The organism is Nereida ignava (genome assembly GCF_047114695.1).
GTDB lineage: Bacteria > Pseudomonadota > Alphaproteobacteria > Rhodobacterales > Rhodobacteraceae > Nereida > Nereida ignava.
In genome coordinates this window covers 2129658-2153431 of sequence record NZ_CP112885.1, presented here as the reverse complement: position 1 = coordinate 2153431, position 23774 = coordinate 2129658, and the positions used below count along the sequence as shown (strand labels likewise).

Annotated in this window: 27 protein-coding genes; 12 read left to right on the top strand and 15 right to left on the bottom strand. The window is 55.9% G+C overall.

Annotation, left to right across the window (positions count from 1 at the left end; all coding sequences use genetic code 11):
* Positions 1–4: 4 nt before the first annotated feature.
* A complete protein-coding gene (locus OLX08_RS10630; protein WP_391481326.1) occupies positions 5–1720 on the top strand; it encodes a bifunctional sulfate adenylyltransferase/adenylylsulfate kinase in 1716 nt (571 codons plus the stop codon).
* Between the two features lie 69 nt (positions 1721–1789).
* Here OLX08_RS10630 and OLX08_RS10625 read toward each other — a convergent pair whose 3' ends face one another.
* From OLX08_RS10625 to OLX08_RS10615, 3 genes are read right to left on the bottom strand one after another with little or no spacing between them, the layout of a single operon-like run.
* A complete protein-coding gene (locus OLX08_RS10625) occupies positions 1790–2830 on the bottom strand; it encodes a succinylglutamate desuccinylase/aspartoacylase family protein (RefSeq protein WP_391483243.1) in 1041 nt (346 codons plus the stop codon).
* A gap of 44 nt (positions 2831–2874) precedes the next feature.
* Positions 2875–3114: a DUF1150 family protein gene (locus OLX08_RS10620; RefSeq protein WP_391481325.1), complete on the bottom strand. Its 240-nt coding sequence runs from the start codon at positions 3112–3114 to the stop codon at positions 2875–2877.
* A 15-nt stretch (positions 3115–3129) separates the two neighbouring features.
* On the bottom strand, positions 3130–3543 hold the full coding sequence (locus OLX08_RS10615) for an Hsp20 family protein (RefSeq protein ID WP_048599445.1): 414 nt from the start codon (positions 3541–3543) through the stop codon (positions 3130–3132).
* A 203-nt stretch (positions 3544–3746) separates the two neighbouring features.
* Between OLX08_RS10615 and OLX08_RS10610 the strand changes: the two genes are divergently transcribed.
* The 3 genes from OLX08_RS10610 (at position 3747) to OLX08_RS10600 (ending at position 5652) form a co-directional block, all read left to right on the top strand.
* Positions 3747–3962 carry a YdcH family protein gene (locus OLX08_RS10610; protein ID WP_048599444.1) on the top strand — a complete coding sequence of 72 codons (216 nt, stop codon included), beginning with the start codon at positions 3747–3749 and terminating at the stop codon, positions 3960–3962.
* Between the two features lie 126 nt (positions 3963–4088).
* On the top strand, positions 4089–4574 hold the full coding sequence (gene purE, locus OLX08_RS10605) for a 5-(carboxyamino)imidazole ribonucleotide mutase (protein WP_341246277.1): 486 nt from the start codon (positions 4089–4091) through the stop codon (positions 4572–4574).
* Positions 4567–5652, top strand: coding sequence for a 5-(carboxyamino)imidazole ribonucleotide synthase (locus tag OLX08_RS10600; protein ID WP_341246278.1), 1086 nt, complete (start codon positions 4567–4569; stop codon positions 5650–5652). The genes purE and OLX08_RS10600 overlap by 8 nt, the downstream gene beginning before the upstream one ends.
* Positions 5653–5659: 7 nt before the next feature.
* Here the strand turns inward: OLX08_RS10600 and OLX08_RS10595 are convergent, their stop codons facing one another.
* The 3 genes from OLX08_RS10595 to groES form a co-directional block, all read right to left on the bottom strand.
* Positions 5660–6529, bottom strand: coding sequence for a DMT family transporter (locus OLX08_RS10595; RefSeq protein WP_391481323.1), 870 nt, complete (start codon positions 6527–6529; stop codon positions 5660–5662).
* A 213-nt stretch (positions 6530–6742) separates the two neighbouring features.
* Entirely contained in the window at positions 6743–8386 is a 1644-nt protein-coding gene (groL, locus tag OLX08_RS10590) for a chaperonin GroEL (protein WP_391481321.1), read from the bottom strand.
* Between the two features lie 53 nt (positions 8387–8439).
* Positions 8440–8727 (bottom strand): co-chaperone GroES, encoded by a 288-nt coding sequence (groES, locus tag OLX08_RS10585; protein WP_048599439.1) that lies wholly within the window; start codon positions 8725–8727, stop codon positions 8440–8442.
* A gap of 421 nt (positions 8728–9148) precedes the next feature.
* On the opposite strand from groES, the gene OLX08_RS10580 reads away from it, so the two are divergent.
* On the top strand, positions 9149–9316 hold the full coding sequence (locus tag OLX08_RS10580) for a hypothetical protein (protein WP_391481319.1): 168 nt from the start codon (positions 9149–9151) through the stop codon (positions 9314–9316).
* 34 nt (positions 9317–9350) lie between these two features.
* On the opposite strand, the gene OLX08_RS10575 is transcribed toward OLX08_RS10580, so the two are convergent.
* Positions 9351–10034, bottom strand: a complete 684-nt coding sequence (locus OLX08_RS10575) for a DUF2161 domain-containing phosphodiesterase (protein WP_391481318.1) — start codon at positions 10032–10034, stop codon at positions 9351–9353.
* A 100-nt stretch (positions 10035–10134) separates the two neighbouring features.
* Here OLX08_RS10575 and OLX08_RS10570 point away from each other — a divergent pair, with 100 nt between their 5' ends.
* From OLX08_RS10570 to OLX08_RS10545, 6 genes are all read left to right on the top strand, one after another.
* Positions 10135–11055 (top strand): manganese-dependent inorganic pyrophosphatase, encoded by a 921-nt coding sequence (locus tag OLX08_RS10570; protein WP_391481317.1) that lies wholly within the window; start codon positions 10135–10137, stop codon positions 11053–11055.
* A gap of 120 nt (positions 11056–11175) precedes the next feature.
* Complete coding sequence (locus OLX08_RS10565) at positions 11176–12048, top strand: TIGR01459 family HAD-type hydrolase (protein WP_391481315.1); 873 nt, start codon at positions 11176–11178, stop codon at positions 12046–12048.
* A gap of 89 nt (positions 12049–12137) precedes the next feature.
* Complete coding sequence (locus OLX08_RS10560) at positions 12138–12581, top strand: MaoC family dehydratase (RefSeq protein WP_048599436.1); 444 nt, start codon at positions 12138–12140, stop codon at positions 12579–12581.
* A gap of 39 nt (positions 12582–12620) precedes the next feature.
* Complete coding sequence (locus tag OLX08_RS10555) at positions 12621–13559, top strand: bifunctional riboflavin kinase/FAD synthetase (protein ID WP_391481313.1); 939 nt, start codon at positions 12621–12623, stop codon at positions 13557–13559.
* Positions 13552–13989, top strand: coding sequence for a YcgN family cysteine cluster protein (locus OLX08_RS10550; RefSeq protein ID WP_341246284.1), 438 nt, complete (start codon positions 13552–13554; stop codon positions 13987–13989). The genes OLX08_RS10555 and OLX08_RS10550 overlap by 8 nt, the downstream gene beginning before the upstream one ends.
* Positions 13990–14107: 118 nt before the next feature.
* Entirely contained in the window at positions 14108–15163 is a 1056-nt protein-coding gene (locus OLX08_RS10545; protein WP_391481311.1) for a threonine aldolase family protein, read from the top strand.
* Positions 15164–15283: 120 nt separating this feature from the next.
* Here OLX08_RS10545 and OLX08_RS10540 read toward each other — a convergent pair whose 3' ends face one another.
* Positions 15284–15883: a 2-hydroxychromene-2-carboxylate isomerase gene (locus OLX08_RS10540; RefSeq protein ID WP_048599432.1), complete on the bottom strand. Its 600-nt coding sequence runs from the start codon at positions 15881–15883 to the stop codon at positions 15284–15286.
* A 109-nt stretch (positions 15884–15992) separates the two neighbouring features.
* Here OLX08_RS10540 and OLX08_RS10535 point away from each other — a divergent pair, with 109 nt between their 5' ends.
* A complete protein-coding gene (locus tag OLX08_RS10535) occupies positions 15993–17009 on the top strand; it encodes a ribose-phosphate pyrophosphokinase (protein ID WP_391481310.1) in 1017 nt (338 codons plus the stop codon).
* A gap of 335 nt (positions 17010–17344) precedes the next feature.
* Here the strand turns inward: OLX08_RS10535 and OLX08_RS10530 are convergent, their stop codons facing one another.
* From OLX08_RS10530 to OLX08_RS10500, 7 genes are all read right to left on the bottom strand, one after another.
* Complete coding sequence (locus OLX08_RS10530; protein ID WP_341246286.1) at positions 17345–17695, bottom strand: H-type lectin domain-containing protein; 351 nt, start codon at positions 17693–17695, stop codon at positions 17345–17347.
* 124 nt (positions 17696–17819) lie between these two features.
* A complete protein-coding gene (locus OLX08_RS10525) occupies positions 17820–18227 on the bottom strand; it encodes a F0F1 ATP synthase subunit epsilon (RefSeq protein WP_048599429.1) in 408 nt (135 codons plus the stop codon).
* Positions 18228–18230: 3 nt separating this feature from the next.
* A complete protein-coding gene (gene atpD / locus OLX08_RS10520) occupies positions 18231–19655 on the bottom strand; it encodes a F0F1 ATP synthase subunit beta (RefSeq protein ID WP_048599428.1) in 1425 nt (474 codons plus the stop codon).
* An 18-nt stretch (positions 19656–19673) separates the two neighbouring features.
* Positions 19674–20552 carry a F0F1 ATP synthase subunit gamma gene (locus OLX08_RS10515; RefSeq protein WP_048599427.1) on the bottom strand — a complete coding sequence of 293 codons (879 nt, stop codon included), beginning with the start codon at positions 20550–20552 and terminating at the stop codon, positions 19674–19676.
* Between the two features lie 14 nt (positions 20553–20566).
* Entirely contained in the window at positions 20567–22102 is a 1536-nt protein-coding gene (gene atpA / locus OLX08_RS10510) for a F0F1 ATP synthase subunit alpha (protein WP_048599426.1), read from the bottom strand.
* A complete protein-coding gene (locus OLX08_RS10505; RefSeq protein WP_048599489.1) occupies positions 22103–22660 on the bottom strand; it encodes a F0F1 ATP synthase subunit delta in 558 nt (185 codons plus the stop codon).
* Positions 22661–22955: 295 nt separating this feature from the next.
* The gene (locus OLX08_RS10500; protein ID WP_048599425.1) at positions 22956–23702 is read right to left on the bottom strand and encodes a class I SAM-dependent methyltransferase; all 747 of its coding nucleotides are present in this window, start codon (positions 23700–23702) and stop codon (positions 22956–22958) included.
* Positions 23703–23774 lie beyond the last annotated feature (72 nt).

Here is a 23774-nt window from a genome sequence, read left to right as displayed (position 1 = left end):
TCCGATGACAATGGCAGCCAACCTCACCCCAATCCCCGAACTCTATGTCAGTTATGAAAGCGCGCAAAAGCTTAAGGCCGATGCAGGCGATCTGATTAGTCACGATCTGACACCACGCCAGATCTGCGATCTAGAGCTTTTGATGAACGGTGGTTTCAACCCGCTGAAGGGGTTCTTGTCCCAAGACGATTACAACAGCGTCGTGGACACGATGCGCCTTGCAGACGGCACCCTTTGGCCTATGCCAATCACCCTTGATGTTTCCGAAGATTACGCCAAAGGCTTGGAAATTGGCCAAGACATCGCCCTGCGCGATCAAGAGGGCGTCATCCTCGCCACCATGACTGTCACAGACCGCTGGACACCAGACAAAGCCCACGAAGCCAAACAGGTTTTTGGCGCAGACGACAGCGCACACCCTGCCGTTAACTATCTTCATAACACTGCAGGCCAGGTTTATCTGGGCGGTCCCGTCACAGGCATTCAGCAGCCTGTTCACTATGATTTCAAAGCGCGGCGAGACACCCCAAATGAAATGCGCGCCTATTTTCGCAAGCTTGGATGGCGCAAAGTGGTCGCTTTTCAAACGCGCAACCCGCTGCACCGCGCCCACCAAGAACTGACGTTCCGCGCTGCAAAAGAAGCGCAAGCCAACTTGCTCATTCATCCCGTTGTGGGACTTACAAAGCCCGGTGACATTGATCACTTCACGCGGGTGCGCTGCTACGAGGCGGTGCTTGATCAGTACCCGCAAGCCACCACAACCATGTCGCTGTTGAACCTTGCGATGCGCATGGCAGGCCCTCGCGAGGCGGTTTGGCACGGGCTCATCCGTAAAAACCACGGATGCACACATTTCATCGTTGGCCGCGACCACGCGGGACCCGGCGCAAACTCGGCCGGTGAGGATTTCTACGGCCCCTACGACGCCCAAGACCTGTTCCGCGAACACCAAGCGGAAATGGGCATCGAAATGGTCGATTTCAAACATATGGTCTACGTCCAAGACCGCGCCCAATACGAACCCGCTGATGAAATCGCCGACAAAGATGACGTCACAATCCTGAACATCTCAGGCACCGAATTGCGCCGCCGCCTGTCCGAAGGGTTAGAAATCCCGGAGTGGTTCTCATTTCCGGCCGTCGTGAACGAGCTGCGCAAGACCCGTCCGCCGCGTGCGCAGCAAGGATTTACAGTGCTGTTCACGGGCTATTCGGGTTCTGGCAAATCCACCATCGCAAACGCGCTTATGGTGAAGCTGATGGAAATGGGCGGACGTCCCGTGACCTTACTTGACGGCGATATCGTGCGCAAAAACCTCAGCTCTGAGCTTGGCTTTTCGAAAGAGCACCGCGATCTGAACATCCGCCGCATCGGCTATGTTGCATCCGAAATTACCAAAAACGGCGGCATCGCCATTTGCGCACCAATCGCGCCCTATGCCACGACACGGCGCGCCGTACGCGAAGATATTGAACAGTTTGGCGCCTTCATCGAAGTCCACGTAGCCACGTCAATCGAGGAATGCGAGCGCCGTGATCGCAAGGGCCTCTACAAGCTTGCGCGCGAAGGTAAGATCAAGGAATTCACAGGCATTTCAGACCCTTACGACATTCCTGAAAACCCTGAATTGCGTGTTGAAACCGAAAACGTAGATGTCGACAACTGCGCCCACCAAGTACTTCTTAAACTTGAAAGCCTCGGCCTAATCCGCGCCTAACTTCTGATCGAAGATATATCAGAAAACGCACAAAGGCAGGGTACACACCCTGCCTTTTTCATAACCTGTCTAAATAATTTCATCTTCATCAAACAGCGGTGAAGCATCCAGCTGCGCAGCGATTTCTTCCACGGTCGCTTCCGCATCTCCTTGGCGCACGGCCGCCAAATGAAACACCGCGTCCCCTTCGTTCACCACGGGCAACACCGCGCGGCCCACCACAATCCCGGGGGCTGGGGCCAGAATTTCATACTCTTCTGCGCCAAACGGATCGCTCACCGCGGCCAGTAAATCACCTTCTTCGACCACATCACCATCCCCTTTGAACGCGCGCAGCAAGCCACCTGCGGGCGCCCGCACCCACTGGCTTGAGCTGCACAAAAGGGACGGTGTGACGACCGGATCAAAGTCCGTATCATCCACCATGTCAGCGCCATGCAACACACGCATGATGCCCATCACGCCCGCGCGCACGGCAAACTCATCAAACCGAAGCCCTTCGCCAGCTTCATACAAAAGCACATCAACCCCGCGCTCTGCCGCCTCTGATCTTAACGAACCTTCGCGCAAATCTGATGTCAAAATGACAGGCGCCCCAAATGTCCGCGCCATAGCCAGCGTACGCGCATTGCCCGCCGACACGCGGCACTGAGGCAAGTTTGTCCGGTGGATCGCAGCCGAGTGTAAATCCACCCCAAAGCTGCACCGCTCAACAACGTCGCGCAAAAATATCTGGGCCAAACGCGACGCTAAAGACCCCTTGGATGAGCCAGGAAATGATCGGTTCAAATCCCGCCGATCCGGCAGGTATCGTGACCGGTTCAGAAATCCGAACGCATTTACAATCGGCACCACAAGCAGCGTGCCGCGCAACAATTCGGGATCAACACTGGCCAAAAGACGGCGACAAATCTCAACGCCAACCACTTCGTCGCCGTGCACGGCCGCACTAACGAAAGAAACGGGGCCCTCATCTGCCCCGTGGATCACATGAACGTTCAAGCCCACGGGCGTGTTGTCAGCCATCACGCTGACGGGCAACTCAACAGTTTGTCTGCTGCCCGCCGCAATTTCACGGCCTGCAATCTCAAATGGCGCACGCATCATCAGGGTCTCACTTTTGTCTGCTGCGCCATTTACTGCTTCTGTGACAGTTAATGAACGGTTACTGGCTGTAAATCGTTCTCGCGCGCCAACTCAAACGCCAAACGCCGTCCAGCCACAAGCGCCAATTGTTGGCCCGCATCATTGTGCACCGCAAACAATGGGCCCTGCCCGTTCACTTTTTCACGCACTTCATCGGGTAATTCATCAAGGGCAATTGGCTTTACATAAACAAGCTTACTGTTGTCACCAAAACGCGTATCTGCTGTATTTGAAACGTTATTTTTCATATCAATTCCCCCAACTTACCCTTTTGAAATTTCGATTTTCTGGATGATCCGGTCTGGCACGGCGCGGTTCAGATCAACGTGCAGCAGCCCGTTCTCGATGCGTGCGGCCCCCACTTCGACGCCATCCGCCAGCACAAAAGACTTTTGGAACTGCCGCGCTGCGATTCCGCGGTGCAGAAACACGCGGCCCTCACTATCATCGGTTTGCCGGCCGCGGATCACCAGTTGGCTGTCTTCCACGGTGATACTTAAATCATCATCGCCAAATCCCGCCACCGCAAGCGTAATGCGGTAAGATGTGTCACTGGTTTGTTCGATATTATAGGGCGGGTATCCATCGTTTCCGGTCTTTGCGCTGCGCTCAACCAAGCGCTCAAGCTGCTCAAACCCCAACAAATATGGATGGGTCCCCAAGGTTAATTTCGTCATCTGTTCGTCCTTTTCAGTCAAGCGACGGTATCAAGGCGCACCCCAAATCAAGGCAATGCGCTTCATAGGATAAAATATGGGGGCGCGTTTACGGCTTCGCAAGGTTTTCCTAGGTGAAATAGGCTAGAATCAGGTAGTTAAGTGGAACAGATCGGTGACTGGTACCCAGATACATCGGCAAAAGCCCAGACAGAGGACTGCAAATGAACGCGCAAATGGAGATGCCAAGCGAAGATGTGTTGCGCATCAAACTTGAAGTTTTGCGCCAAGAGCACCGTGACCTCGACACCGCGATCGAAGCACTGACGGACAGCCCCTTTGACCGGCTCACGTTGCAGCGTCTGAAAAAACAAAAACTCGGCCTGAAAGATCGCATCGCGCAACTCGAAGACCGCATCACCCCTGATATTATCGCCTGAAATTCGGCCACCCTGCCCGCAGCCACGTTCAATTTCGGCGCGCCGATTGCGTAACAGGCCAGCGGCGTTATAACGACCTCAACAACGACCGCCCCGCGCGATCAACACCACGAAAAGGGACGCGCCATGTCCATCACAGTCGGTATCATCATGGGCAGCCAAAGCGATTGGCCCACCATGAAAAACGCAGCAACAATCCTCGATGAATTAGGCATCGCCTATGAGACCAAGATCGTCTCGGCGCACCGCACCCCTGACCGGCTTTGGGAATACGGCAAAACTGCCGCTGAGCGTGGCCTCAAAGTGATTATCGCAGGTGCCGGTGGTGCTGCCCATTTGCCCGGTATGATGGCGTCCAAAACCCGCGTGCCAGTAGTTGGTGTGCCGGTTCAAACCAAGGCGCTTTCGGGTGTGGACAGCCTTTATTCTATCCTGCAAATGCCCAAAGGATATCCGGTTGCGACCATGGCGATTGGCGCAGCAGGCGCTGCAAACGCAGGTCTGATGGCCGCCGGTATTTTGGCCACATCTGATGATGCGCTGGCCGCACGCCTCGATAAATGGCGCGCTGACTTATCCGCATCCATCCCGCAGGAGCCAACAGATGACTGACACCGCGACACTGCCCGCGGGCGCATTGCCCCAAGGCGCGACAATCGGCATTTTGGGCGGCGGTCAACTTGGGCGGATGTTGTCTGTTGCGGCCTCGCGCCTTGGCTTCAAGACCTGCATCTTTGAACCCGCTGGTGACTGCCCTGCCTCGCACGTGGCCAATTACCATTTCAAAGCTGCCTATGACGACGCTGACGCGCTGTTGAATTTTGCGCGCTCTGTTGATGTGGTCAGCTATGAGTTTGAAAACATTCCCACGGCGGCGCTTGATCTGATCCAGGATCACAGCACAATCCGGCCTGGCCGCGCAGCGCTTTCAACCAGCCAAGATCGCCTAACCGAAAAAGACTTCCTCAGCGGCTTGGGCCTGCGCACTGCGCCTTATGCGGACATCACCGATCTGGCATCATTAACCAAAGCGCTCGAAACTTTCGGCACGCCAGCGATCTTGAAAACCCGCCGCTTTGGCTATGACGGCAAGGGCCAAGTCCGCATCAACGACATCTCTGAAGCCGCCGCCGCCCTTGAAGCGGTCCAAGGCGCGCCTTGTGTTCTAGAAGGATTTGTTCCGTTCAGCTGCGAGATCAGCGTCATCGCCGCGCGAAGCCCATCAGGCGAAGTGGTCTGTTATGATCCGGGCGAAAACGTGCATTCAGACGGTATTTTGCGCACCACCACGGTGCCCTCAACTGTGCCCGCGCCCCAGCGGATGGACGCGGTTTTGATGGCCGCGAAAATCCTGAACGCCCTTGAATACGTAGGCGTCATGGGCCTTGAGCTTTTTGTGACACCCACAGGCTTGGTCGTAAACGAGATCGCCCCGCGCGTGCACAACTCTGGTCACTGGACGCAAAACGGCTGCACCACATGCCAGTTTGAACAGCACATCCGCGCCATCGCCGGATGGCCATTGGGCGACGGCACACGCCACAGCGACGTGCGGATGGAAAACCTGATCGGGGATGATATGGACCGGCTGCCAGCCTTGCTTGGCTCAAACGCGGCGGTGCATCTTTACGGCAAAGCAGACGTCAAAACGGGCCGCAAAATGGGCCACGTTAACTTCATCACACCGTAACGAACGGCTAGGCCCGCGCCCTACTTGGGATCATCGCAACCCCGATGCCTGCGATGACCACAGACGCCGCAAGCATCGCGCGAACATCCGGTACTTCGCTCAAAAGGACAGCGCCCAAAACAAGGGCAATGACCGGCACGCTTAGCTGTGCGATGCCGGCGGTGGTTGTCTGGATCTGCGGCAACACTTTGAACCAAAGCGCATACCCCAAACCAGAAGCGATGGCCCCGGACGCGATTGCGCTAAGCGCGCCAATCAGCGGCATCCCACCGCTTGGCACCAAAAACAACACCGGCAACATCCCAACGGCTGCCCATGCGAAGTTACCTGCTGATGCGCCCAACGGGTCGCGCGCGCCCTGCCCGTTAACTGTGTAGGCCGCCCAGGCAAGACCCGCGACAGCCATCAACACAGCCCCCCAAAGATCAACACGCACCACCGTTTCCCCCGCAGCAGCGGGCACAGGCCAGACCAACCACGCAAGGCCAACCATGGCCAACCCCATGCCGCTCCAACGAAAAATGCTAACCGGTTGTCGGCGCGCAAGGGCATAACCGAACAATCCTATCTGCACGACACCAAACAAAATGAGCGCGCCAAGCCCCGCATCAAGAACACGGTACGCGAGGGAAAACCCAATCAGATACGTCACCAAAGCAAGCGCGCCAAACACGCGCTGAGCCGCAAAAAGCTGAAAACCACCGCCCGCATTCCGCCCGCGCAGCGCAACCAATCCGCACAACGTAACCGCCCCTGCCACAACCCGCAGCACCGCAAACTGCATCGGGTCTGCACCGGCCACAACACCCGCGCGCGTCAGCAAAGAGTTCGCCGCAAACGCAAGCATCGTTAGGCATATCAACAGGATCAGGCGCATCAGGCGGTCACTTTCATTTTCTCCGATATGCCTACGGTATCTTCCCCCACACCGCCAGCATCACATGCCTTGCGCCGCGTCCTGCGTCACAAGACGATCTGACACCAGAACACGTCAGGCAAACAAAAAGGGCCCCTCCAACACAGGAGAGGCCCCAATTTTCGTGAACGCAGATGCGTCACCCATTTCCCGAAACCGGGAAACTGTGGGTGATTACATCATGCCGCCCATGCCGCCCATGTCAGGCATGCCGCCTGCTGGTGCGCCGCCGTCTTTCGCTGGCTTATCAGCAACCATTGCTTCGGTTGTGATCAGAAGCGATGCAACAGACGCTGCATCTTGCAACGCGGTGCGGCATACTTTTGCTGGGTCGATGACGCCGAACTTGAACATGTCGCCATATTCTTCAGTTTGTGCGTTGAAACCGAACGATTTGTCATCGCTCTCGCGGATTTTGCCCGCAACAACTGCACCGTCAACACCGGCGTTTTCAGCAATCTGACGCAGTGGCGCTTCGATGGCTTTACGCACAATCGAAATACCAACGTTTTGATCGTTGTTTGCACCTTCGAGACCGTCAAGCGATTTGCCAGCCTGTACCAGAGCAACACCACCACCAACAACGATACCTTCTTGAACAGCGGCACGTGTCGCGTTCAGGGCATCATCAACGCGGTCTTTGCGCTCTTTTACTTCTACTTCTGACATGCCGCCGACGCGGATAACAGCAACACCGCCTGCCAGTTTGGCAACGCGCTCTTGCAGCTTCTCACGGTCGTAGTCGCTGTCTGTTTCTTGGATCTGCTGACGGATTTGTGTCACGCGAGCTTCGATTTCTGGCTTGGAACCAGCACCGTCAACGATTGTTGTTTCGTCTTTGGTGATCGCAACGCGCTTGGCTGTGCCCAGCATGTCCATTGTGACCGACTCAAGCTTCATGCCCAGATCTTCGGAAATCACTTGGCCGCCAGTCAGGATCGCGATGTCTTGCAACATGGCTTTACGACGATCGCCGAAACCAGGTGCCTTAACAGCCGCAATTTTCAGACCACCGCGCAGTTTGTTGACGACGAGTGTGGCAAGCGCCTCACCTTCTACGTCTTCTGCGATGATCAGAAGTGGCTTGCCGGACTGGATCACTGTTTCGAGCAGTGGAACCATTGGCTGAAGTGAAGACAATTTCTTCTCGTGCAGCAAGATCAAGCAATCTTCCAGCTCGGTTGTCATTTTGTCTGGGTTGGTCACGAAGTAAGGTGAAAGGTAACCGCGGTCGAACTGCATGCCTTCAACAACATCGGTTTCTGTTTCCAGACCTTTGTTCTCTTCAACAGTGATAACGCCTTCGTTGCCCACTTTTTGCATCGCGTCCGCGATTTGACGGCCAATTTCAATTTCGCCGTTTGCAGAGATGGTACCAACTTGTGCAACTTCGTCGCTGTCAGAAACAGGGCGTGCTGCCGCTTTGATCGCGTCTACAACTTTAGCAGTTGCAAGGTCGATGCCGCGCTTCAGGTCCATTGGGTTCATGCCAGCTGCAACAGACTTCATGCCTTCTTTAACGATGGCTTGTGCAAGTACTGTAGCAGTTGTTGTGCCGTCACCAGCTTCGTCATTGGTGCGTGAGGCCACTTCTTTGACCATCTGCGCGCCCATGTTCTCAAACTTGTCTTCAAGCTCGATCTCTTTGGCAACAGATACACCGTCTTTGGTGATGCGCGGTGCGCCGAATGATTTGTCCAAAACTACGTTGCGACCTTTGGGGCCGAGCGTAACTTTAACCGCGTTTGCAAGCGTGTTTACGCCGCGCAGCATACGGTCGCGGGCGTCTGTGTCGAATTTGACGTCTTTAGCAGCCATTTCAAATGCTCCTTAAAATCTTGTGTATTTATATGAACTTAAAAGAGAAGCGCTTAGGACAGGATGCCCAGAACGTCGCTTTCTTTCATGATCAACAGCTCTTTGCCGTCGACAGTCACTTCTGTGCCGGACCATTTGCCGAACAGAACTTTGTCGCCTTCTTTGACGGCCATTGGGATCAGCTCACCGCTGTCCTTACGTGCGCCTTCACCAGCAGCAACAATCACACCTTCCGCAGGCTTTTCTTTTGCGGACTCAGGGATGATCAAGCCACCCGCTGTTTTTTCTTCGCTTTCCACGCGCTCGACCAATACACGGTCATGAAGTGGTTTAAGTGCCATCTGTGCAGCTCCTTAGCTTCAAGTTTCAATTCTTGTCACTCACTCAGGGCGAGTGCTAACGAGCGATAGTTAGGCAGCGTCCATGAAGGTGTCAACAGCCCCTCCCAAGATTCTTTTGCACTAAAATTCAGACGGTCAAACACCGCCCATTTTGCTAAAATTACAGCTCAATCACGGACTAAAATTCCCCTACAAAAACCAAGCTTTACAACAGCCAAACACAACGCCTTGGGGTTAAATGCCCATGCGAAGGTAAAACAATTCCTAAGATTCACGCGCTACTGTTCACAAAATATTGCCAATTTTAGCAATTAAGGCGCGAATTAAGCCCAAATTCATCAATTATTAGGTTTTTTGTTGTCCAAAAGCGGACAAGCACACAGGCTGTGTGCAGATTCTTAATTGGTTCGAGGATAAGTCTATGCGTTTACTCTCTACATTTTGTCTGCTTGCGGTCACTGCCTTGTCGGGCTGTTCGGGTTTCATCGGGGACAGTTCAGCCGATAACGCCGTCGAAGTTTCTGTGCCCCAGTCAACTGTTGATCTGCTTTACGGCAATGGCGCTGCCCCTGAAGGCACCGGCCAGTAAGCACGGCAACCCCGCCAACATGGGCGCTGTAGCCTTAACCTTCTACCGCCGCGCGGCCCGTATCGCTTAGGTCGTAAACACCGGTCGTCACTTTTTCGAACCACCCATAGTGGTTGTCGCGCATCATAGTTGTAGCGCGCGCCACTCCTGTCGCATCGCGCACATCTGCGCCGCGGCATGCTCCGTGGCCCGCCAGATGTGCCGCAATTTTGATGGCGTCCTGCCGGTAAGCGGTCACCAAGCCCGCCCGCGTCGCCCCGCCTTTGCTGGGATCACCGCTGCGCTTGGCAAACTCCTTTAACAAAGCCGTCTTGCGCTTGGCATTTTTGCGCGGCGCATACGGCACCGGATCACAATGCACCTGCACCAACCCGTCCTCAAGACGCACGGTCATGATGCCAAGCCCGATCCTACGCGCCAGCGTCACGTTCGCCTTCAGCCCCGCGCGCCAGCGTTTACCGCTTTGAAAGGGCACCGCAACATACACAAGATCACTAACAGATAATCGCGCAACTCCTTGATGAAAAAGCGATAATGAGAAGGCAGTTTTTAATTCCACGATCAACGGCTCGCCGCTTTGCCCCTCACCGCCCAGCGCCAGAACATCCACTGCGCCAATCTCACCCTTCACCTCGTAGCCCTGCCCTTCAAGGAACGCTTTGACCGGCCCGTAAAGGTCCGTTTCCTTGATTTTCGCGGGGGTGCTGCTGGTGCTCATAACGCCGCATCCTAGCCATCGATGCGGGCGGGTGACAAGGCCATTGCTTGGGCCTATAACGCCCTCAAAAGCACTCCATTTTTAAAGGGTAGACCCTCCAATGACGACCTTGATTTTCGGCCACAAATCCCCCGACACAGACAGCACCGGCGCTCCGCTGATCTGGGAATGGTTCATCAACCACACCGGCGGCGATGCGCGCGCCGTTCTTCTGGGCGAGCCGAACACAGAGGCCGCATTTGTCCTAACCCGTTGGAATGCAACCAAACCCCAGATCGTCGACGCTTTTGAAGACGGTCAGGACTGCATTGTTGTGGACACCAACAACCCCGCCGAGTTGCCCGCCAACATCAACGCGCTCAACATCACGGCCATCATCGATCACCACAAACTTGTGGGTGGTCTGGAAACTGCAGGCCCCATCGACATCACCATCCGCCCGCTGGCGTGCACCGCCACGATCATGCACGATCTGATGGGCGCACACGCCGCCGAAATGCCCGAGCAGATCAAAGGCCTGATGCTGTCGTGTATCTTGTCAGACACGCTGGCGTTCCGCTCGCCAACAACCACACAGACGGACACGGATCTGGCCCGCGCTTTGGCCGCCGATCTGGGCCTTGATCTTGACGCCTACGCCGATGAAATGTTCGCCGCCAAATCAGACGTCAGCGCCTTTAGCGACGCCGAGTTGTTGCGCATGGACAGCAAAGAATACGCCGTGGACGGCACTAAATTCCGCGTGTCTGTTCTGGAAACCACAAAGCCCGCCATCGTGCTGGACCGTGCGGCGTCTTTGATGGACAGCATGACAACTGTGGCAAGCGAAGACGGTGTGGATCAGGTGCTGCTCTTTGTGGTCGACATCCTGAACGAAGAAGCCACCATGCTGGTGCCCAACGCGCTGACAAAATCTGTGGCAGAGGCATCATTCGGCGCAACGGTCACTGGTGACAGCGTGGTTCTGCCGGGCGTGATGAGCCGCAAAAAGCAGATCATCCCGAACCTCAAGCTGGCTTAATCCCCCACCTTGGCGCGCAGGGAACCGACCTTGCGCGCCAGCACATGTTCCCGCTCCACACCTCACTACCCGTCCCCTCTCCAGCCCCCCGTCACGGCCACACCGCCAGAAAGACATCCCATGTCCCAGATCGTTACGCAGTTGTCCGAAATTTCCGATCAGTATTCAGCGGTGTTTTGCGATCTCTGGGGCTGTGTGCACAACGGCATCACCCCTTTCCCCGAAGCGGTCGCCGCCCTTCAGGCGTTCAAGGCGCAAGGCGGCACGGTAATCATGGTCACCAACTCTCCGCGCCCGCGCGCCTCTGTGGCGGATCAACTTGATGGCATGGGCCTGCCGCGGGATTGTTGGGACGATATCGCCACCTCAGGCGACAGTGCGCGCGCCGCAATGTTCCGCGGTGTTGTGGGCGAAAAAGTCTATTTCATCGGCGAAGATCACGACCAGTCGTTCTTCAGACCGCTCAACGTCATCGACGCGCCCGTCACCATCACCCAAGTCCCGCTGGATCAAGCCGATGGCATCGTGTGCTGTGGCCCCATGGACCCCACGGCTGATCCGTCCGTGATGCGCCCCGAATTTCTCTACGCCAAACAAAAGGGCATGAAGCTGCTTTGTGCCAACCCCGATATCGTGGTGGACCGCGGCGAACGTCGCGAGTGGTGCGCCGGTGCGCTGGCTGCTCTTTACACGGAAATGGGCGGCGAGAGCCTCTATTTCGGCAAACCGCACCCGCCCATCTACGATCTTGCGCGCCGCCGCCTTGCGGCCCTGCGTCCCAACGTGTCCGACAGCAGTATTCTGGCCATTGGCGATGGAATCATCACCGACGTTACCGGTGCCATGGGCGAAGATCTTGACTGTTTGTTCATCAGCGGTGGCTTGGCCAAAGCCGAGACCAAAACAGACACTCAGCCAGACGCGACCGCCCTTGAAGCCTATTTACAAGGCGAAATGGTCAATCCCAGCTACACCATCGGATACCTGCGATAAATTGCATATAAATTATTCTGCAGTTGCAAAGTAATTTTATTGCGTGTATTTATCTCGAATAGCGCAATTGTTACTTTGGGATACTCGCAATGTTGGATAACGCACCCCGCGGCACGATCTGTATCGAAGACATCGAAATCGGCATGAGCCGCAATTTGCGCAAAGTCATTACTGACCGCGATATTGAGATGTTTGCCGAAGTCTCGACGGATCATAATCCGGTCCACCTCGATGACGACTATGCCAACGACACCATTTTTGAGGGGCGCATTGCCCACGGGATGCTGACTGCGGGCCTTATCAGTGCGGTCATCGGCGAACAGCTTCCGGGCCACGGCACGGTCTATCTTGGCCAGACACTTAAGTTTTTGGCCCCCGTTCGCCCGGGCGATATGGTCAACGCTGTGGTTACTGTGACCGACATGGACATCCCCAAACGCCGCGTCACCATGGAGACCCACTGCGAAATCAACGGCAAGAAAGTCCTCAAAGGCGAAGCCGTTGTCATGGCCCCAAGCCGCAAGTTCGACTAGCGCTTGCGCAGCGCGCGCACGGGCGCTACGCCTTGGCTCATGCGCATCATCCGAGACACTCATTTCATTGATCCCGACAACCGTGGCGGCGTGGCTGCCATCGGTAATTTCGACGGGGTGCACCTTGGCCACCAAGCGGTGATCGACATTGCCCGCGCCGAGGCCACACGCCGCGGCGTGCCCCTTGGGATCATGACGTTTGAGCCGCATCCACGCAATTTCTTTGCCCCCACAACGCCCGCGTTCCGCCTAATGAACGCCGAGGCCAAGGCAAACCGCTTGGATAAACTGGGGGTCGAACGTCTGTTCGAAGTGCCATTCAACAAAGCCTTGGCCGAGCTGGACGCCCGGGCTTTTGCACAGACGGTGATCTGCGATCAGCTTGGCCTTGATCATGTGGTCGTGGGGCAGGATTTTTGCTTTGGCAAAGGCCGCAGCGGCAACGCAGAAACCCTCAAGGCGTTTGGCGCGGAAATGGGTTTTGGTGTGACAATCGCACAGATGGTGGCACTTGATGCAGGCGAAGTTTCAAGCACAAACATCCGCGCCGCCCTTGCCGATGGCCGCCCGCGCGTGGCCGCTGAAATGTTGGGGCACTGGCACCGGATCGTGGGCGAGGTAATCCGCGGCGATCAGCGTGGCCGCGACCTTGGCTACCCTACCGCAAACATGTCCATCGACGGCCGCCACCCGCCCAAATTTGGGGTCTACGCTGTCAAGGCAGACGTTCTGAACGGTCCGCACGCGGGCAGCTACACAGGGGCCGCCAGCATCGGCGTGCGCCCCATGTTTGGCGAGAACGTGCCAAATTGCGAGACATTCATTTTTGACTTTAAGGGTGATTTATACGGCGCGGAAATTTCCGTGGCCTTGGTGGATTTCTTGCGCCCCGAATTGAAGTTCGACAGCCTTGAGGCGTTGATCACCCAAATGGACGCAGATTGCGCCAAAGCCCGCGAAATTCTGGCCGATGTCTAAGCCGTTTTGGGAAAAGCCGCTGACCGCGCTCAGCCCCAAAGAATGGGAAGCGCTGTGTGACGGTTGCGGTAAATGCTGTCTGAACAAACTTGAAGACGAAGACACCGGCCAAGTGGTGACCACCCGCGTGGCGTGCCGCTTGCTTGACGGGGAAACCTGCCAATGCAGCCAGTACGACATCCGCCACCAGTTTGTGCCCGAATGCATCGTGCTGACGCCCAAAACCATCGAAGACCACATGTATTGGTTGCCGCGCACCTGCGCCTATAAGCTGCGCGCCCAAGGGGCCCCACTCTATGACTGGCACCCGTTGATCAGCGGCAGCGCGCAAACCGTGCATGACGCAGGCGTGTCCGTGCAGGGGTGGACCGTGCCTGAAAACGAGGTCCACGAGGACGAGTGGGAAGACCACATCATTGACCCCGAGTAGATTTGCCGCTCAGGTAGCACTTAACGCAATATGTATGGCGGAGACGTAGCGGCCAAAGCGCGCCGCTTCACAAAACCGCCCCGCAACACCGCATCACAGCCAGAAAGGTAATGCTTTCATGTATTTCGCATCAGACAACTCAAGCGGCGCGCACCCCAAGATCATGGAAGCCGTCCAAAAGGCCAATGCCGATTACGCGATGCCCTATGGCTCGGACCCGATCATGGAAGAAGTGCGCCAACAAATCCGCGACATCTTTGAGGCCCCTGAGGCTGCCGTTTATTTGGTGGCCACGGGATCTGCGGCAAATGCGCTGGCGCTGGCGTGTATGTGCCAGCCGTGGCAAACTATTTTTGCCCACCGCGAAGCCCACATCGAAGTCGATGAATGCGGCGCGCCGATGTTTTACACAGGCGGTGCCAAGATTGAATTGATCGACGGGAATGACGCCAAACTGAGCCCCGCCGCGTTGCACGCCGCCATTGAGAAAACCGGCCAACTTGGGGTGCACAACCCACAGCGCGGCCCCCTGAGCCTGACGAACCTGACCGAAGCGGGCGCGGCCTACACCCCCGCCGAAGTGCGCGCCCTTGCAGATGTGGCCCACAGCTTTGGCGTTGGGGTGCATATGGACGGCGCACGCTTTACCAACGCGCTTGTGGCCACCGGTGCGAGCGCGGCTGAAATGACGTGGAAAGCAGGCGTGGATGCAGTGTCTTTTGGCGGCACCAAGAACGGCTGTTTGGGCGTGGAAGCGGTTATCCTGTTTGACCCCAAAGTGGCGTGGGAATTCGAGTTGCGGCGCAAACGGGGCGGGCATCTTTTCTCCAAACACCGCTATCTGAGCGCGCAGATGAATGCCTATCTGAAAGACGATCTATGGCTTGAAATGGCGCGTCACGCGAACGCCATGGGCAAGCGGCTCAGTGATGGTATTTTGAACATTGAAGGTGGTGAGTTACTGCACCCCACGGACGCCAACCAAGTGTTTGCCCGCTGGCCGCGCAAGGGACACCAAAAGGCCCATGAGGCAGGTGCTGCGTATTATTTCTGGCCATTTGATCACGATCTTGCAGGCGACCCCGATGCGCTGTTGGGCGCGCGGGCTGTGGCGTCATGGTCCACCACCGAGCGCGACGTTGATACGTTTCTTGAACTGATCAGCGGCGGCTAACAGCAAGCAGATCGCAATCAGTCTTCTCAAACAAAAGCCCCCCGCCTGATATCCAAGGCGGGGGGCTTTCTTTATTAATTGGGCCGCCTCAAGGACAACCACGTCACAGCCAATGGCCGATCAGAGTTTGCCTGCAAGAAATGCGTCCAGATCATCAAGACGATCTTGGCCCCAGAAACGCTCGGTGCCGTCGACAATAAAGAACGGCGCGCCAAAGACGCCAGCTGCCACGCCCTCTTCGAGGTTGCGCGCGTATGTGTCGGCACTGTTCACCATGTCTGCTTCTGCCAGACCTGCGTCAAAGCCCGCTTCGGTCAGGCACGCAGCAATAACGTCTGTTTGCGAAATATCTTTTTCATCGGCCCAGCAAGAGCGTGTCAGCGCGTGAACGAATGCACCCAGATCGCCGCCGCCTGCGTTTTGTGCTGCGATGATCGCATAAGAACTTGGCGCCATGTTTGTGGGCCAATGGGCAGGCTTAAGGTTCAGCGGCAGACCCGCCAGCTTAGCGCGGCGCGCCATGTCTTGCAGGCGGTATTCCTGACGGTTGATGTGGCGGTCTTTGGGCGGCGTGCCACCGGTGGCGCCGAAAAGACCCATGATATCAAGCGGCTTATATGTCAGCGTCGCACCATGTGCTTTTGCAATCTGCTCGACGCGGGTGCCATTCATGTATGTGAAAGGAGAAATCGTCGCCAGATAGTAGTCAATATGAGCCATAGGATATCCTGTTGTTTGACGTATGAAACTATGCGCGACCGTAGTGACATGTTAGGAGGTGCGCAATGTCACGATTCTGTCATAAAGCTGCTCCACAGGACCAAACACCATGCCCAATATTACTGAACCCAAACTGATCTCGGGGAACGCCAACAAACCGCTGGCCGACGCGGTTGCGCGCCGAATGTCGATGCACCGCGGAATGAACGTAAAGCCCGTAGATGCACGGGTAGAACGCTTTAACGATGGTGAGGTTTTTGTAGAAGTTTTCGAGAACGTGCGCGGCGAGGATATGTTCATCCTGCAAAGCACATCCCGTCCGGCCAATGACAACCTGATGGAGCTGCTGATCATCGCCGACGCGCTGCGCCGTTCATCTGCGCAACGCATCACTGCCGTGATCCCCTACTTCGGCTATGCGCGCCAAGACCGCCGCATGAAAGCCCGCACGCCGATCTCGGCCAAACTGGTTGCGAATATGCTGACCGGCGCGGGGATTGAGCGCATTCTGACCCTTGATCTGCACGCCACACAAATTCAGGGCTTTTTCGATATTCCCGTGGACAACCTTTATGCCAGCCCTGTTTTTGCGCTGGACGTGAAATCGCAATTTGGCGATTTGAGCGACGTGATGGTGATCTCGCCTGACGTGGGCGGTGTGTCCCGTGCGCGCGAATTGGCAAAACGCATCGGCGCGCCCATGGCGATTGTGGATAAGCGCCGCGAGAAAGCCGGTGAAGTGGCTGAGATGACAGTGATCGGGGATGTAACCGGTAAACGCTGTATCATCGTGGACGACATCTGTGACACGGCCGGAACTTTGTGCAAAGCGGCGGAAGTGCTGCTTGAGCACGGTGCCACAGAAGTACACAGCTATATCACCCACGGTGTGTTGAGCGGCCCTGCGATTGAGCGGGTCAGCAACTCGGTCATGAAATCATTGGTGATCACGGATTCAATTCAGCCGACAGAAGCGGTCAAGAATTGCCCCAACATCCGGATCGTGCCGACAGCGCCAATTTTCGCGCAGGCGATCTTGAACATCTGGAGCGGTACAAGCGTGAGTTCTTTGTTCGAAACCAATACCTTGGGCCCAATCTACGAAGGTCTATACTCAACAGACTAAGCCCAAAGACGCCGCGCACACACGCCGGTATTTTGGTAGCACAAGAAGCGCCCCAGCCAATTTGGCGGGGCGTTTTTTCATGTCTGGTGGTAGCTAAGTGCGAGATATCTGGCTCGCATCTACGCTTGAAAAGCCGGAAATGATGGCGCCATCAAGGATGGTTTGGATAACGACCTTTGGCCCAATATGCCCGAGCGGGGGCTGTCTTCTTGGTCTGACCTCACACGCGCAAGAGTAAAGCGGCGCGAGGATCCGATCCGTTATGTGCTAGCGTCCTAAGGTATATCACGGGCTATCGGGGTGTTGCCCCAAATAATTTTGGGCGCACGGTAGGGTTAATAAAGTTCCCAATCGTCGTCTTCGTGAAGCATGCCCATGGCGGTCCAGCCCACGCGGATACGAGCAACGCGCGTGTCGCCCCATGTTTGGAACACCACGTCAAAGCCACGTTCGGTTATATCATCAGCGCGTAGGTCCATGCGGGTGTTCGTGGCATGATCCGTGTCCCACATGCTGAGGTTAACCATGACGCTTGGGGCTTTGCGGAAGGCCTCCGAGAACTCCACGCGGCGGCGCACGATACGGTCGCCCTTGCCCGTCCACATATCACCACCGGCCTGAAAGTCAGAGAACAAGACAAGCTCGCCCTGTTCTATCCCAAGTGTATGGCTGTCGAGGCGTTTCATGGGCTGCTTTCGTTAACGGGTTCGGCTGGTCCGCCGAAAATACGGGCTATGGGTAAACAATAGGAAAACGAAAAAGGCCCCGCAACCAAATGCGAGGCCTTTGATCATTTTGTCGTCGCTGTGATCAGCTTGCTGTGATGCCGATCTCGCCACCCATTGCGATGATGTCTGCCAGTGTTTTGGCAGCGGCATCAGTTGCATCCGGGCCAGCAGCATCGCGGGCCGCGGTTGCGTCTGCAACCATGCCGTCGATGTCTGCTTGTGTGACGTCCTCACGCAAGATCGCACGTTCCGCCAGCACGGATGTGCCGTTGGGTGAAATCTCGGCGAAACCGCCAGTCACGAGGTATTGGCGTGTCCCTTCGGGACCCGTGGCTGTCAGAACACCGGGGCGCAGAGAGGTGATGGTTGAGGCGTGATCGGCCATAACCGTCATGTCCCCATCCGCACCTGGGATCTGGACCTCGGTCACACCGAACGACGCGAGGCGACGTTCGGGGCTGACCAGGTCGAATTGCATGGTGTCTGCCATATCTTAGGCCGCCTCTGCTGCCATTTTTTCGGCTTTTGCGATCACTTCGTCGATGCCGCCAACCATGTAGAAGGCGCCTTCTGGCAAGTGGTCGTATTCACCGGCAACAACCGCTTTGAACGACGAGATTGTGTCTTCGAGCGGCACCTGAACACCGGGTGAACCGGTGAACACTTCCGCAACGTCGAATGGCTGTGACAAGAAGCGCTCGATCTTACGGGCACGTGCAACAGTCAGTTTGTCGTCTTCGGAAAGCTCGTCCATGCCGAGAATCGCGATGATGTCTTGCAGCGCTTTGTAGCGTTGTAGGGTTTGCTGCACTTCGGCTGCAACCGCGTAGTGCTCTTCGCCTACAACAGCAGGGTCAAGGATACGTGATGTGGAGTCGAGCGGGTCAACCGCAGGATAGATGCCTTTTTCCGAGATCGCGCGGTTAAGAACCGTAGTCGCGTCAAGGTGAGCAAATGACGTCGCCGGCGCAGGGTCGGTAAGGTCATCCGCAGGCACGTAAATCGCTTGCACAGACGTAATTGAGCCTGATTTGGTTGACGTAATGCGTTCCTGCATCTGACCCATGTCAGTTGCGAGTGTTGGCTGGTAGCCCACCGCGGAAGGAATACGGCCCAGAAGCGCAGACACCTCGGAACCCGCTTGTGTAAAGCGGAAGATGTTGTCGACGAAGAACAGAACGTCTGTACCGGATTGGTCACGGAACTGCTCGGCCATTGTCAAACCTGACAGGGCAACACGCATACGCGCACCGGGAGGCTCGTTCATTTGACCGTAAACGAGGGCCACTTTGGACTTCGTCAGATCGTCTGCGTTGATAACGCCGGATTCGATGAATTCGTAGTAAAGGTCGTTACCTTCACGAGTACGCTCGCCCACACCCGCAAACACGGAGTAGCCAGAGTGCACTTTCGCGATGTTGTTGATGAGCTCTTGGATGAGAACTGTTTTACCAACACCCGCACCGCCGAACAGACCAATTTTACCACCCTTGGAGTATGGCGCCAGAAGGTCGATGACCTTGATGCCTGTCACAAGAATTTCCGACGCTGTTGACTGCTCGGAGAACTCGGGCGCTTCAGCGTGGATGGAACGTGTTTCAGAGGCACCAATTGGGCCTTTTTCGTCGATTGGCTCGCCCACAACGTTCATGATGCGGCCAAGTGTTGCGTCGCCTACGGGCACAACAATGGACGCACCTGAGTCGGTAACGGCCTGGCCACGAACGAGGCCTTCTGTTGCGTCCATCGCGATGGTGCGCACTGTGTTTTCACCAAGGTGCTGAGCCACTTCGAGGACCAGCGTCTTGCCGTTGTTGTCTGTTTCCAGCGCGTTGAGGATCTGGGGAAGAGCGTCCTCAAACTGCACGTCGACAACGGCGCCAATCACCTGCGTGATTTTGCCTTTTGCATTTGCCATGTGTCTATTCTCCGGTTCTTAGAGCGCTTCCGCGCCCGAAATAATTTCGATCAATTCATTGGTAATCACAGCTTGGCGTGATCGGTTGAACTGAATGGTCAGTTTGTCGATCATCTCGCCGGCGTTGCGGGTTGCGTTGTCCATTGCGGACATCCGCGCACCTTGCTCTGACGCGCCATTTTCCAGCAAAGCGCTGAAGATAGCAGTTGCCACACCACGAGGCAGAAGGTCGGCCAAGATGGCTTCTTCTGAGGGTTCGTAGTCATAGAGCGTTGCATCGCCGCCCGCCTCATCCGCTGCGTCAAAAGAAGCGGGGATGATTTGTTGCGCCGTAGGGATTTGTGTGACGACGTTTTGGAATTCCGCGAAGAAGATCGTTGCAACGTCAAACTCACCCGCGTCAAAGCGTGTCAGAATGTCTTGTGCAACGCCTTGAGCATCGCCGTAGCCCACGCGTTTGACTTCAGACAAGTCAACGTGGCCCACGAAATGATCACCCAAATCACGTTTCAGAGCGTCACGCCCTTTTTTACCAACGGTCAGGATTTTAACGGTTTTGCCCTCAGCAACCAGCTTTTGTGCGTGACCGCGCGCCAGTTTTGAGATGTTCCCGTTAAATCCACCGCACAGGCCACGTTCAGCCGTCATCACCACCAACAGGTGGGTTTGATCGCTTCCGGTGCCAGACAGCAGCTTGGGCGCACTATCAGAGCCACCCACGGATGCCGCGAGCCCTGCCATCACGGCGTTAAACCGTTCTGTGTAGGGGCGCGAGGCTTCGGCTGCTTCTTGGGCCCGCCGCAGTTTTGCGGCGGCCACCATTTGCATAGCCTTTGTGATCTTGCGGGTCGATTTGACCGACTCGATCCTGTTTTTAAGGTCCTTAAGACTTGGCATTGCCTTGTCTCTCCTTAAGCGAAGTCAGCGGCGTAAGCGTCGAGTGCGGCGCTGATTTTGTCCGCAGCTTCACCTTTGATTTTTGGATCTTCTTTTGTGATCCAGTCTAGCAAGTCAGCTTTTTCGCTGCGCAGGTAAGCCAAAAGGCCTGCCTCGTAACGACCAACATCTTTGACAGCAACTTTATCGAGGTAGCCTTTGGTACCTGCGAAGATGACGCAGACGATTTCGGCGTTCGTCAAAGGTGCGTACTGCGGTTGCTTCATCAGCTCGGTCAGGCGTGCACCACGGTTCAGCAACTGCTGTGTGGCCGCATCCAGATCGGAACCGAACTGTGCGAAGGCTGCCATTTCACGGTACTGAGCAAGCTCGAGTTTAACCGGACCAGCAACTGATTTCATTGCGTTTGTTTGCGCAGATGAACCAACACGAGACACGGAAAGACCGGTATTAACCGCAGGGCGAATACCTTGGAAGAACAAGTCTGTTTCAAGGAAGATCTGACCGTCGGTGATGGAAATCACGTTGGTTGGAATAAACGCAGAAACGTCACCACCTTGGGTTTCAATGATCGGCAGCGCCGTCAAAGAACCTGAACCGTTGTCTTCGTTCAATTTGCATGAACGCTCGAGCAGACGGGAGTGAAGGTAGAAAACGTCACCTGGGTACGCTTCACGTCCTGGTGGACGGCGAAGAAGAAGTGACATTTGACGGTATGACACAGCTTGCTTGGACAAATCATCATAGATGATCAGCGCGTGCTTGCCGTTATCACGGAAGTATTCTGCCATCGCAGTCGCAGCATACGGTGCAAGGAACTGCATTGGAGCAGGCTCGGACGCAGTTGACGCAACAACGATAGAATATTCGATCGCACCAGTTTCTTCGAGCTTCTTAACAAGCTGAGCAACTGTTGAACGCTTTTGACCAACAGCAACGTAGATGCAGAAGAGCTTCTCGCTGTCGTCTTTTGCGGCGTCGTTGTAAACTTTTTGGTTCAGAACAGCGTCGAGAGCGACAGCTGTTTTACCTGTCTGACGGTCACCAATGATCAGCTCGCGCTGGCCACGGCCGATCGGGATCATCGCATCCACAGATTTCAGACCAGTCGCCATTGGCTCGTGAACTGATTTACGTGGGATAATGCCAGGCGCTTTTACGTCCGCAACGCGGCGCTCAGAGCCTTTGATCGGGCCTTTGCCGTCAAGTGGGTTGCCAAGCGCGTCAACAACGCGGCCAAGCAGTGCGTCACCGGCAGGCACGTCCACGATGGACTTTGTGCGCTTAACAGTGTCGCCTTCTTTAATGTCACGGTCAGAACCGAAGATAACAACACCAACATTGTCTGCTTCAAGGTTCAGAGCCATCCCCATGATGTTACCTGGGAATTCAACCATCTCACCGGATTGAACGTTGTCCAGACCATAGACGCGGGCAATACCGTCACCTACGGAAAGAACACGGCCAACTTCGGCCACTTCTGCTTCTTGACCAAAGTTCTTGATCTGGTCCTTCAGGATCGCAGAGATTTCTGCAGCTTGGATACCCATTTATCCGACCTCTTTCATGGAGTTTTGGAGTGCATCGAGCTTGGATTTGACCGACGTGTCGATCATCTTCGAGCCCACTTTAACGACAAGACCGCCGATGAGGCTTTCATCAACGGTCGCATTGAGTGTGACAGTCTTACCAACGCTGGCTTTCAGCGTTTTCGCAAGTTTGTCCGCTTGGGTTTTTGTCAAAGCTTTCGCTGTAACAACCTCGGCGGTCACTTCGCCTTTGTCTTGCGCGATGATTTCGCGCAGGCGGGTCACCAATTGTGGCAACACGAACAAACGGCGCTTAGTGGCCATCAAGTTCAACGTGTTGGACACTGTTGGAGACAATTTCATTTTCTTGGCAAGGGCAACAATGGCGCCTGCCTGCTCTTCGCGGCTGATCATGGGCGAGGAGATAAGGTTGCTAAAGTCGTCTACCGCCAGCGCATCTGTCAGCGATGCAAGGTCGGTTTCGAGTGCTTTAACTTTCTTACCCTCTTTGGCAATTTCAAAAACTGCCGTGGCATAGCGGTCTGCAATACCCATTGAGATCGAAGCTGGTTCTGACACGTCCACCCTTCCGATGTCTTAGGCCGCCTATTCGGTGGAAGCTCCACACCCCAGGCAGCGATTGATGGCGCACCATGTGGCACACCCAGAAATCAAGCGGGGGGATAGCAGAGCCTCTCACACCTCGCAACACCTCTCGGCGATCAATGAAAAACAAGCATATCTATATATTTCAACGACTTAGCCAAAGACGGCACCCCTGCGGCGAATGTTCGCGTTAACATTTTAGCGGATTTATCGGTGTTTTTGGGTAGTTCGGGCCGGAATTTGTCGGCATCCGACGCCGCAAAGTCGTTTATACGGGCTTCGGGACGGGTCGAGCGATTCCATCTAACGCCTTGAGACGCGATTTCACTTTGTCTTTTGTGGCCGTGCCGCGCGGTGCATAAACCTGCTTTGATACCTCCAACATGATCGCCCCGCCTGCCATGCCCACGGGCATCTGACTTCCGATGCGCTCAAACACGGGCGCGGTCTTGCGCCAGACCCGTTTGGCCGACGGCGGTTGGTAAAGAGTAGTCAGGTGACGCTCTGGTACAAAGCCGTGCTGTTTGACCTGCGCCTCAAGCTGACCAAGCGTGTAGGGCCGCCCATAGCCGAACGGTGTGCGGTCACGGCGCGACCAAAGCCCCGCACGATTGGGCACCACCAAGATCATCCGCCCCCCCGGCCCCAACACGCGGTGCGCTTCTTGGAGCAATTCTGACGGACGTTCGGATGTTTCAAGCCCGTGCATCATCACCAGCTTATCAGCAACGCCGGTATCCAAGGGCCAAGCCGTTTCGTCACACAGCACAGACACGTTGGGCATGCCGGCCGGCCACGCCATCACCCCCTGCGGACCGGGCATCAGGCCAATCACGCGGCGCGCATCCGCTAGATACGGACGCAACAAAGGCACCGCAAAGCCAAAGCCCACAACAGTTTGACGTTCGGCCTCGGGCCACATTTGGAGCAGCTTGCCCCGCACAGCGGCCTGCGCCGCGCGCCCCAACTGGCTGCGGTAATAAAAGGTTTTCAGATCAAGCACGTCTAAATGCATTGCAGCGCGGCCTCTGAAAGATACGTTAGGCAGACCAGCGGCCCTGCCCTCACGAATAAGCTACCTGCGAGA